Source organism: Streptomyces sp. SM1 (assembly GCF_002910825.1).
GTDB lineage: Bacteria > Actinomycetota > Actinomycetes > Streptomycetales > Streptomycetaceae > Streptomyces > Streptomyces okerensis.
Window position 1 is genome coordinate 1 of record NZ_NEUB01000218.1, and the last position, 10,899, is coordinate 10,899.

At 71.2% G+C, this 10,899-nt stretch carries 7 protein-coding genes and 3 pseudogenes; 5 read left to right on the forward strand and 5 right to left on the reverse strand.

The window, feature by feature from the left end; all coding sequences use genetic code 11:
* Positions 1-232: alpha/beta fold hydrolase (locus tag B9S61_RS05065; RefSeq protein ID WP_374936184.1), on the reverse strand; the 232-nt coding region annotated here is incomplete at its 3' end.
* A 245-nt stretch (positions 233-477) separates the two neighbouring features.
* On the opposite strand from B9S61_RS05065, the pseudogene B9S61_RS05070 reads away from it, so the two are divergent.
* Positions 478-1,846: pseudogene (locus B9S61_RS05070) on the forward strand (SMI1/KNR4 family protein).
* Between the two features lie 736 nt (positions 1,847-2,582).
* Here the strand turns inward: B9S61_RS05070 and B9S61_RS05080 are convergent.
* The gene (locus tag B9S61_RS05080) at positions 2,583-3,059 is read right to left on the reverse strand and encodes an Lrp/AsnC family transcriptional regulator (protein ID WP_103541120.1); all 477 of its coding nucleotides are present in this window, start codon (positions 3,057-3,059) and stop codon (positions 2,583-2,585) included.
* A 101-nt stretch (positions 3,060-3,160) separates the two neighbouring features.
* Here B9S61_RS05080 and B9S61_RS05085 point away from each other — a divergent pair, with 101 nt between their 5' ends.
* On the forward strand, positions 3,161-3,775 hold the full coding sequence (locus B9S61_RS05085; RefSeq protein ID WP_103541115.1) for a YitT family protein: 615 nt from the start codon (positions 3,161-3,163) through the stop codon (positions 3,773-3,775).
* Positions 3,776-4,081: 306 nt separating this feature from the next.
* Here B9S61_RS05085 and B9S61_RS05090 read toward each other — a convergent pair whose 3' ends face one another.
* Complete coding sequence (locus tag B9S61_RS05090) at positions 4,082-5,902, reverse strand: phosphoenolpyruvate carboxykinase (GTP) (protein ID WP_103541116.1); 1,821 nt, start codon at positions 5,900-5,902, stop codon at positions 4,082-4,084.
* A gap of 325 nt (positions 5,903-6,227) precedes the next feature.
* Between B9S61_RS05090 and B9S61_RS05095 the strand changes: the two genes are divergently transcribed.
* Positions 6,228-6,932, forward strand: coding sequence for a hemolysin III family protein (locus B9S61_RS05095; RefSeq protein ID WP_103541117.1), 705 nt, complete (start codon positions 6,228-6,230; stop codon positions 6,930-6,932).
* Between the two features lie 136 nt (positions 6,933-7,068).
* The gene (locus B9S61_RS05100) at positions 7,069-7,800 is read left to right on the forward strand and encodes a Mut7-C RNAse domain-containing protein (RefSeq protein WP_103541118.1); all 732 of its coding nucleotides are present in this window, start codon (positions 7,069-7,071) and stop codon (positions 7,798-7,800) included.
* A 121-nt stretch (positions 7,801-7,921) separates the two neighbouring features.
* Here B9S61_RS05100 and B9S61_RS42075 read toward each other — a convergent pair.
* Together B9S61_RS42075 and B9S61_RS05105 are read right to left on the reverse strand one after the other, a co-directional pair.
* Positions 7,922-8,089, reverse strand: a pseudogene (locus B9S61_RS42075) (glycosyltransferase family 2 protein); the annotation flags it as partial.
* A gap of 242 nt (positions 8,090-8,331) precedes the next feature.
* The gene (locus B9S61_RS05105; RefSeq protein ID WP_103541119.1) at positions 8,332-10,419 is read right to left on the reverse strand and encodes a thioredoxin domain-containing protein; all 2,088 of its coding nucleotides are present in this window, start codon (positions 10,417-10,419) and stop codon (positions 8,332-8,334) included.
* Here B9S61_RS05105 and B9S61_RS05110 point away from each other — a divergent pair.
* Positions 10,399-10,899 (forward strand): annotated as a pseudogene (locus tag B9S61_RS05110) (hypothetical protein); the annotation flags it as partial. The gene B9S61_RS05105 and the pseudogene B9S61_RS05110 overlap by 21 nt on opposite strands.

Sequence of the window (10,899 nt, forward strand, 5' to 3'; positions counted from 1 at the left end):
GCAGGGTGTAGGCGGGCGCCTCCGGATCCGCCGTCGTCGACTCTCCGCTGTCGCGCAGGTCGTAGCGCACCACACGGCGCCCGCCGGCGGCGAGGCGCTCGCACAGCGCGTCGGGCCAGGAGAGCATCGTCGTCCCGCCCACGAGCAGGACGAGCGGCGCTTCGTCGTCACCGAACGACTCGATGCCCAGGGCGGTCTCATGGGCGTTGACGGTGGTGGTGATAGGAGTCATGCCACGGCAGACTCCATCCGCCCCCCGAACTCATCGCTCACCGGCCCGTGTCAGTGCCCGGCCCCATGATCAGGCCGGATCCGGACAGAGGGGGCGGCCGTGGGCGGTGTGTACGTCCTCCTCTGCGCCGATGACCGGCCCGAGCCGAGCCACCTGAACGTGTTCGGATACTCGGGCGACTGAGCCGTCCCGCCGCGGCCCCCTCGCTTCCCCGTCCCCGACCACCGACCGACCGGAGAACACCCTTGTCCTCGATACATGACCTCACAGCCTGGGAGCCGCTGCTGCGGCTCGTGCGGGACTCCGGCGCGGAGCGGCTCGACGCGCCCGGTGGCCACCTGACGGGTCGGATCGGCCTCGGCAGCTGGAGCGTGCCGGTGCGGCGTCCGTCCCCCGTGCCGGGGCGTGCGGCCCAGGTGGAGGACATGCAGGACGAGTTCACGGCCGTGGAACGTGTGCAGGACGCCCTCAGGGCCGACGGCGCGGACGGTGTCCCGTTCATGGTGGAGACGGCACCCGGCGGGAGGACCCTGCTCCACGTCATCGAGTCCGGCCCCGCTGTGGAGCCCGGCTTCACGAGTCCCTTCGTGGGAGCCCTGCTCCTGGTCGAGAACGCCGTCCCCGAACCCTGGCGGCGCCTGCCCGAGGATGCGCCGGGTGCGGCACCGGCGCCGTCCGCGGACCCGGCACTGCTGGAGCGGACGCTTCGCGAGCGGCTTCCCGACGCCATCGGTGCCACCGAGGAGGAGATCGCCGAAGCGGAAGCGCGCCTCGGCGTCGCGCTGCCCGGCGAGCTCAAGGCGCTCTACCGCGTCACCCGTGCCCGGTGGCAGGACTGGGGAGACGACTACGAGGCGGCGGAGCGGGTCGGTGACGCGGTCGGCTGCGAGCTCTTCTCCCTGGACGCGCTGTACATCGCGGACGCGGCCTCCCGTCCCTGCCTCTGGCAGTTCGCCGCCGACGACGCCGTCGTCACCGCCCCGGACGCCGCCGTGCAGGGACTCGTCGGCTCACCCGGCTGGATCGTCTTCGGCGACAACGGCGGCGGCGACCGGCTGGCCCTCGACCTGACGGACACACCGGGCAGGCCATCGTGATCGACCACGAGCGAACCATCGGCGCCGGACTGCGCGCCGACTCCCTCACCGCCATGGTGACGAACCGCCCCGACGGCCGGCACCAGAGCCGTGACGCGGACAACCCGCCCGCGGTGGCCCGGGTGAACGTCCGCGCCCTGGACAGTGTGGAGGCCGCTGCCCGTCCCGAGCTGGAGGTACTCGGTATCGGCGTGTGGGAGGGCGAGCCGCTCGGTCTCGCCCCGGTCGCCGGGCTTCCCCGTCTGCGGACCCTCACCGCCTGCCCGGGCACGCTCGCCGACCCCTGGAGATCGCCGGGCTCAAGGGTCTGGAGTACCTGGGCCTCGGCCCCGAGGACCGGCGCGTCCTCCTCGACGCCGGTGCCGTCCCCCGGAACCTGTCGGCGGCCCACATCGAGGTGCAGGGCGAAGCGCACCCGCTCCCGATTCTCGACCTCGCCAACGAGCTCCTCGCCCTGTGGGACCGGCCCCTGATCACCCGGACCGTCCTGGAAGCCCGTCCGGACACCGACCGGTGAGCGACGACGGACCGGACGAGGAGTGGGTGGCGCCGCCCGAGTACGGGATCGAGATCGGTACCGGGCCGCTGGACCGGCCGGCCCGCGACTCGGTGGGCGGGTGGCCCTACTTCGACGACGGCCAGGAGTGGCCGCGGTGCTTCTGCGGCGAGCGTATGGCGCTGTTCTTCCAACTGGACCTGCCCGACGACATCGAGTTCTTCGGCGGGGAACACCTGTCGGTCTTCCACTGCGCCCGCCACCACGACGCGTCCGACCCGGTGACGGCCGGCGACCGCCTCGTGTCCCGGTTCCGGGAGGCTCCGCAGCCGCCGTTCCCGGGCTCGTTCTGGCGGGTGCTGCTCCAGCGTGACCCGGGCATTCCTGAATCGGAGCCCGAACCGGCCGTGCGCGCACTCCCCCTGACCCTGCGGCCCTGCGGGAACACGCGTTTCAAGGTGGGTGGTACGGCATCCTGGGCGCAGTACCCCGAGTACTACCGGTGCGCGTGCGGCGCGGAGTTGGCGTTCGTCTGCCAGGTGCCGGAGAACCGGGGTCTCGGCGTCCGCCCCGGGGCTCCGGTGCAGCCGTACAGCATCCAGGACGACGCCTACCTGATGTTCCTCGGCAACGAGGTCCATCTGCTGGCCTGCCCGAAGCGTTGCGACCCCCTTCAGGGCCGGCTGAGCCATCGCGGATCGTCGACTCAGAACCCGCTGAGTCACATACGCGCCCTCGGTGTGCCAGGCCTCCCCGGTCAGGTGTCGCCCTCCGCGAGGGCGGTGAGCAGGGCGCGGGTCCTGTTGGGCATCGTCTGCCACAGTGAGACGGCCGTGCTGGAGCGCACCATGCCCTCGATGCCGAGGATGGAGGTGGTGATGCGGTGCAGGTCCGCCGTGTCCCGTGCCACGACCTTGACGAGCAGGTCGGCCTCGCCGGTCGTCGCGTGGACCTCGACGACCTCCGGGATGGTCTCCAGCAGGTCCAGCGCCGCGGTTCCCTCGCTCTGGCTGATCGCGAGTGACACGAACGCGACGAGGTCGTAGCCCATGGCCGCGGGCGGCACGCGCTGGCTGAAGCCGAGCAGCAGGTCCTCCCGGTCCATGCGCTGGAGGCGGGCGTGCACGGTGTTGCGGGACACGCCGAGGACCTTCGCCAGGTGCAGGATCGTCGCGCCGGGGTCGTCGTCGAGCGCCAGCAGGATCCGGGCGTCGAGTGCGTCGATGGACTTCATGGTGGGCATTCTGCCGCCGATCGGGGGTTCGGGTATGCATCTGTCCCACCTGTGCGGCCGGAGCTTGTGCTTTCGCCCCTCGGGCTCCGACCATCGTCACCATGACCAGTACAGCCGTGTCCCCGACGAAGCATGGCGTGGCCGAGGATCTGCTGGCGATCCTCACGGGGACGTTCGTCGCGTCCCTCGGACTCTTCCTCGTGCAGAGCAGCGGAACCGTCACGGGCGGCACCGCCGGTCTCGCCCTGCTGATCGGCTATGCGGTCGACCTGCCCTACGGGCTGGTCTTCGCCCTCGTCAACCTGCCCTTCTTCGTTCTCGCCGTCACGAAGAAGGGGTGGAACTTCATGATCCGCACCGGGGTCTCGATCGGTGTCTTCTCCGTGCTGACCTCGCTGCACCCCATGGAGATCCCGGAGATCGCCATCGACCCGGTCTACGCGGCGGTCGCCGGCAACCTGCTCGCCGGGATGGGTCTTCTCGTCCTGTTCCGGCACCGGTCCAGTCTCGGCGGTTTCAACGTCTTCGCCCTGGTCATGCAGGAACGCCTGGGCCTGCGTGCCGGGTACGTCCAGCTGGCCCTCGACATCGTCATCGTGGCCGCGTCCCTCACGGTCGTCCCGCCCTCCGCCGTCCTGCTGTCGGCCATGGGCGCCGTCGTCCTCAATGTCGTCCTGGCCTTCAACCACCGGCCGGGGCGCTACACGGGGACCTGAGAAGCGGGCGGGGAGACGGCCCGAAAGGCCGAGCGCTCCAGCCGGCCCGAAAGCCGGCTGGAGCGCTCGGTCACCCCTTGGCCCGTTCGTGAAAGCCCGCGGAGGCGGGCCGAGCCGGGGAAGGCGGGCCGGTTCCGGTCACCGCGGTACCCGTCGGGGCGGACGGACTGCGGCGACCGGCCCGGTACCCCGTACGCCGTTGTACGGGGCCCCGCCGGTGTGTTCCGCGGCCGGTCGTGGCGTGACGATCGCTGGTCAGGGCATCCTCAAACCGAGAACCGACCGGCCGCGGGGTCTGTGCGGGCGTCAGCCCAGGCGCTTCACCAGCGCGTGGTACTGGTCCCACAGTTCCTTGGGCGTGTGGTCGCCGAAGGTGTTGAGGTGGTCCGGGACCAGGGCGGCCTCCTCGCGCCACACGTCCTTGTCGACGGTGAGCAGGAAGTCCAGGTCGGCGTCGGAGAGGTCCAGGCCGGCGGTGTCCAGGGCGGCCTTGGCCGGGAGGACTCCGATCGGGGTCTCGACACCCTCCGCCTTGCCGTCCAGGCGCTCCACGATCCACTTCAGGACGCGGGAGTTCTCGCCGAAGCCGGGCCAGACGAACGTGCCCTCGTCGTTCTTGCGGAACCAGTTGACGTAGTAGATCTTCGGCAGCCTGGACTGGTCCTTGTCCTTGGCGACGTCGATCCAGTGGGCCATGTAGTCGCCCATGTTGTAGCCGCAGAACGGCAGCATGGCGAACGGGTCGCGGCGCAGCTCGCCGACCTTGCCCTCGGCGGCGGCGGTCTTCTCGGAGGCCACGTTGGCGCCGAGGAAGACGCCGTGGTTCCAGTCGAAGGACTCCGTCACCAGCGGTACGGCGCTGGCGCGGCGGCCGCCGAAGAGGATCGCGGAGATCGGCACGCCCTTGGGGTCCTCCCACTCCGGCGCGATGATCGGGCACTGCGCGGCGGGGGTGGTGAAGCGGGCGTTGGGGTGGGCGGCGGGCGTAGTGGACTCGGGGGTCCAGTCGTTGCCCTTCCAGTCGGTGAGGTGAGCCGGGGTCTCCTCGGTCATGCCCTCCCACCAGACGTCGCCGTCGTCGGTGAGGGCGACGTTGGTGAAGACGGAGTTGCCCCAGAGGGTCTTCATGGCGTTGGCGTTGGTGTGCTCGCCGGTGCCGGGGGCGACGCCGAAGAAGCCGGCCTCGGGGTTGATGGCGTAGAGGCGGCCGTCCTCGCCGAAGCGCATCCAGGCGATGTCGTCGCCGATCGTCTCGACGGTCCAGCCGGAGACGGTGGGCTCCAGCATGGCGAGGTTGGTCTTGCCGCAGGCGGAGGGGAAGGCGGCGGCGACGTACTTCGACTCACCGGTGGGCGGCGTGAGCTTGAGGATCAGCATGTGCTCGGCCAGCCAGCCCTCGTCGCGGGCCATGACGGAGGCGATGCGCAGGGCGTAGCACTTCTTGCCGAGCAGGGCGTTGCCGCCGTAGCCGGAGCCGTAGGACCAGATCTCGCGGTCCTCGGGGAAGTGGGAGATGTACTTGGTGCTGTTGCAGGGCCAGGGCACGTCGTCCTGGCCGGGCTCCAGTGGGGCTCCGACGGAGTGCACGGCCTTGACGAAGAAGCCGTCGGTGCCGAGTTCGTCGAGGACGGGGCGGCCCATGCGGGTCATGGTGCGCATGGAGACGGCGACGTACGCGGAGTCGGTGATCTCGACGCCGATGGCGGACAGCGGCGAGCCGAGCGGGCCCATGCAGAAGGGCACGACGTACATCGTGCGGCCCTTCATCGAGCCGCGGAAGACGCCCTTGTCGCCCTGGAAGATCTCCCGCATCTCGGCGGGGGCCTTCCAGTGGTTGGTGGGGCCGGCGTCCTCCTCCTTCTCGGAGCAGATGAACGTCCGGTCCTCGACGCGGGCGACGTCGGTGGGGTCGGAGGCCGCGTAGTAGGAGTTCGGGCGCTTGATCGGGTCGAGCTTCCTGAAGGTGCCCTTGGCCACGAGCTCCCCGCACAGGCGCTCGTACTCGGCCTCCGAGCCGTCACACCAGACCACGTCGTCCGGCTGGGTCAGCTCTGCGATCTCGTTGACCCAGGAGACCAGTCCCTGGTGGGTGGTGGGGACGCCGGGTTCCGCGATGTCGCGCGCCACGTCTACTCCTAAATGAGGGTTTTTTGCTGGGAGGCCCCGTGGGGGCTGCGACCCGGATGCTTCACGGTGGTGCGTGGGGCGCTCATCCGGTGTCGACCGCACTCATTTGATCATCCGATGCGAGCGCCCATCTGTCCAGAGGGCCGCACAAGTGAGCAACGTGACGCTGACCACGGCATTTCGCGCGATTTTGCGTTCACGTTGGGCAGACATGACGCTTTTTTTGCGTGACAGGACCCCGGACCGGCGTGAGATGCCGGCCACGTCGCGGAGTCGGTACTTCGTGGGGATCCGTAGCTTACGGTCGCGTAGGTACGATCGGAGCATGACTGCGTTCGTCCCCGACGCCCCCGCGGACCCGCCGGCCGACGGCTCCGGCCCGGTGGCGACATCCCTGCCGCACCCCGTCAAGCCCAAGCTCCGCGGCTGGCTGCACCTCGGCATGTTCCCCGCCGCTCTGGTCGCCGGCCTGCTCCTCACCGCCTTCGCCGACTCCCCCCGCGCGCGCCTGGCCTGCGGCGTCTACGCCCTCACGGCCTGCCTGCTGTTCGGCGTGAGCGCGCTGTACCACCGCGGTGACTGGAGCCCCCGCATGGACGGGGTGCTGCGCCGCCTCGACCACGCCAACATCTTCCTGATCATCGCGGGCACCTACACCCCGCTGACCATCCTGCTGCTGCCGGAGTCCAAGGGGCAGTGGCTGCTGTGGGGCATCTGGGCGGCGGCCGCCGCCGGAATAATCTTCCGGGTCTTCTGGGTCGGCGCCCCCCGCTGGCTGTACACGCCCTGCTACATCGCCATGGGCTGGGCAGCCGTCTTCTTCCTCCCGGACTTCATGCGGGCCGGCGGCATCGCCGTGCTCGTCCTGGTGGTCGTGGGCGGCCTGCTCTACAGCGCGGGCGGGGTCATCTACGGCCTCAAGAGGCCCAACCCCTCCCCCCGCTGGTTCGGCTTCCACGAGGTCTTCCACTCGCTCACCCTGGCCGCCTTCATCGCCCACTACGTGGGGATCTCCCTGGTGGCGTACTAGCCCTCGCAAGGGCTCGCCCACCCGGGACAAGGCCGCGGCACCGACGCCGCGGCCTTGTCCATCGACGTCTTCGAGCACGGCCTGCCCACCCCGAAATCCTGAGGCCCCGGGCCCGGGACATGACATCCTTGGCCGGGTGAACGGTCCCGAGATCCACGTCGAGTTCGACCCCGAGCTGCTGCTCTTCGTGCCCCGGGCACGGCCCACCGGCGCCACGCGGGCCACCACCGACGGCGTCTCCAGCCTCGGCCATGTCGTCGAGTCCCTCGGTGTCCCGCTGACCGAGGTAGGGGCGCTGCTCGTGGACGGGCGCGAGGTGCCGGCCGGGCATGTCCCGGCCGCGGGTGAATCGGTGACCGTACGCACGCATGCCCACCCCCAGCGGGTCCCGGGCGCTCCCCTGCGGTTCCTGCTCGACGTGCACCTCGGGACGCTGGCACGGCGACTGCGGCTGCTGGGCGTGGACACGGCGTACGAGTCGACGGACATCGGTGATCCGGCGCTGGCCGCGCGGTCCGCGGCCGAGAAGCGGGTGATGCTCAGCCGCGACCGGGGGCTGCTGCGGCGGCGGGAACTGTGGGCAGGAGCGTTCGTGTACAGCACCCAGCCGGAGGAGCAACTCACGTACGTGCTCGACCGGTTCGCGCCCGAGCTGCGGCCGTGGACTCGGTGCACCGCCTGCAATGGGCTGCTGCGCGAGGCGGGCAAAGAGCAGGTCGCCGACCAGTTGAAGGGCGGTACGCACCGTACGTACGACGTGTTCGCGCAGTGTTCCGAGTGCGGGCGCGCGTACTGGAAGGGCGCGCATCACGAGCAGCTGGTTGCCATCGTGGAACGGGCGGTCGCGTCGCGCTCCGAACGGCCGTGAGGCGGGCGTCTCCGCAGGAGGGCAGCACCGCGGGGGGTAGCACTACGGGGAGCCGCGGGCCGTGCGTGGCTGGTCGCGCCCCGCGGCGGGGCCGCACGCCCCGTCGGGCACGGTGGCCGAGCCGGGCAGGAAGCGTGTCTCCCAGATGCTCGCTGCCGTCCGGGCTGCTGAACCTCGTCGCGGCCAGCACCTCCGGTGTGCGCCAGGCGTGCATCTGCCACCACAGAGTGAACGCGGCCATCCAGAAAAGGGCCGGCGAAACGACAGCGATGAAGAAAAACGTGAACAAACAGATCCCCCCGGATCCCCGAAACCCCCCGCAACGCGACGGCGCGTCACCCGTCCGGCGCCCTGTCCGTCACGTCACCGTGCAGAGATCAGGGGAAAGATGTGAAACGTGGGGGGCGCTTCCGATGAAGTCCCTGTTACGCAACGCCGCTACAAGAGACCGAAGTTGGCCGGAACCCTGCCGACATCCGACCGGTCCCGGCCCTCATCGCGTACGTCAACCCGCCGTTCTCAGGGGGTCGTTCAGCCCTCCAGCGCCGTGCGCAACCGGTCGGGATCGGTCGTCGGCGCGTCACAGGTGAAGTTCCGGCAGACATAGGCGGCCGGTCCACCGTCGACGAGGGGGCGGTCGGCCAGCAACGGGAACTCGTCGCTCCCCGGCGTACCGACGGCGACCACCGCACCGGGCGCGGCACCCAGAAGTGCCGTACGGTGCAGAGCGGTTGTCGCCGGATCGTCGAGCGCCGGACCCACCACCGCGATCTCCCGCGGCCCGTCCAGCGCCGCCTCCGCCACCGCGAGCCCCCACCCGACGAACCGCGGCACCCGCGGCCCGAGCGCCTTCACCACCCCGAGTGCCCGCTCGGCGGCGGTGCGGTGCGGCTCGGAGCCGGTGTGCGCGGCATAGCCCAGCAGCGCGCCGGCCGCCGCCGTCCAGCCGGACGGAGCCGCGTTGTCGGTCGGATCCTGCGGACGCCGGATCAGCCGCTCCGCGTCGGACGCCGTGTCGTACAGCGCACCCGACGCGTCGTCGGTGAACCGGGTCAGGATGTGGTCGGTCAGCAGCCCGGCGAACTCCAGCCACACCCCCTCGCCGGTCACCGCCGCGAGCGCCAGGAAGCCCTCGGCGACATCGGCGTAGTCCTCCAGCACACCCGCGTTGGCGCCGACGTGACCGTCCTTGCTGGTGCGGGCGATACGGGCCTGCTCGTCGAGGTGCAGCCGTACCAGCAGGTCCCCCGCGGCGACGGCGGCCTCCGTCAGGTCCGGCCGGTCGAAGTAGGCGCCCGTCTCGGCGAGCGCGGCGATCGCCAGCCCGTTCCAGGCGGCGACCACCTTGTCGTCCCGGCCGGGCGCGGGCCGCGCGCTCCGCGCCGCGAGCATCCGTTCCTTGATGCCGTCGATCCGCCCGGCGTCGAACACCTCGTCGCGCTGCGGCAGTTGCAGCACCGAGGCACCCTCCTCGAAGGTGCCCTCCTCGGTCACCCCGAAGTAGCGGGCGGCGAGTTCGGCGTCATCGTCCCCGAGGACCCCGCGGAGCTGCGCCGGCGTCCACACGTAGTACGCCCCCTCGACGTGCCGTCCCGTGCCGCCCTCCCGTCGACCGGCGCCACCCTGCTGATCACGCTCCCCGGGCGACACCACCTCTTCGCTGTCGGCGTCCAGTGCGGACGCGAACCCGCCCTCCGGCGTCCGCAGTTCGCGGACCATGAAGTCCGCCGTCTCCAGCGCCACCCGGCGCGCCAGCTCCGACCCGGTGCTCCGCCACAGGTGCGCGTACCCCCGGCACAGCAGCGCGTTGTCGTAGAGCATCTTCTCGAAGTGCGGCACCACCCAGTCCCGGTCCACGGAGTACCGTGCGAAGCCTCCGCCGAGCTGGTCGTAGATCCCGCCGCGCGCCATCCGCTCACAGGTGTCCCGCGCCATCTGCAACGCGCCCTCGGCACCCGTGCGGGCGTGGTGCCGCAGCAGGAACTCGATCACCATGGACGGCGGGAACTTCGGCGCCCCGCCGAACCCGCCCCGCTGCGGGTCGTACTCGCGGGTCAGCCCCAGCAGCGCCTGCGCCAGCTCCTGCTCCCCGGGCACCTGGTCGTCGCCGTAGGAGAGCTCCCGCTCCGCCAGGTCCCGAGTGATCTTCCCGGCGACCTCGTCGACCTCGTCCCGCCGCTCGTCCCAGGCCTGGTGGACGCCCTGGAGAACCTGCCGGAAGGACGGCATGCCGTGCCGGGGCGCGGGCGGGAAGTACGTACCGAAGTAGAACGGCTCGGCGTCCGGGGTGAGGAACACGGTCATGGGCCACCCGCCGTGCCCGGTCGCCGCCTGTACGGCCTCCATGTACACGGCGTCCACGTCCGGACGCTCCTCGCGGTCCACCTTGACGCTGACGAAGTGCTGGTTCATGGCGTCGGCGGTGTCCTGGTCCTCGAAGGACTCGTGCGCCATGACATGGCACCAGTGGCAGCTCGAGTAGCCGACGCTCAGCAGCACCGGCACCCCCCGCCGCCGCGCCTCCTCGAACGCCTCCGGGGACCACGGCCACCAGTCGACCGGGTTGTCGGCGTGCTGCAGCAGGTACGGGGACGTCTCATGGGCCAGTCGGTTCGGCATGGTGTCCATCCTGCCGCAGTACCCGCCCCGGAGCCCGGCAGCACACAGCCGGGAGATCCGGCCCTCTCCACACGGCGGCCCCCGCACGACACACTTGTGACCAGGGAACGCGGCCGGGACCCGGCCGACGCCGCCGGAGGGGGACAACACATGCGGGACGGTCAGCGGGCGGACGCCGAGCGGCTGTTGGCGCGGGCCGTGGAGGAGGAGGTGCGCCGCTCGGGCGGGCGCACCGACGGAAAGGTGCTGCTGACCCGGGCGCGCGGGGCGCTGGACACGATGGCGCAGACGGCGGCCGAGGAGTACGAGGCGTACACGCGCGCCCTGGACGAGGCGGAGGCCGGCCGGCTCACCTTCCGGCAGCGCTACGCCCGCGAGGGTGCCGGGACCCCGCTGCTGGTGGCCGGAGTCGCGGGAGTCGCCGCCGTGGTCGCCGACATGGCGCTCGGCACCGGCACCGGCACCGCCCTGGGCGCGGGC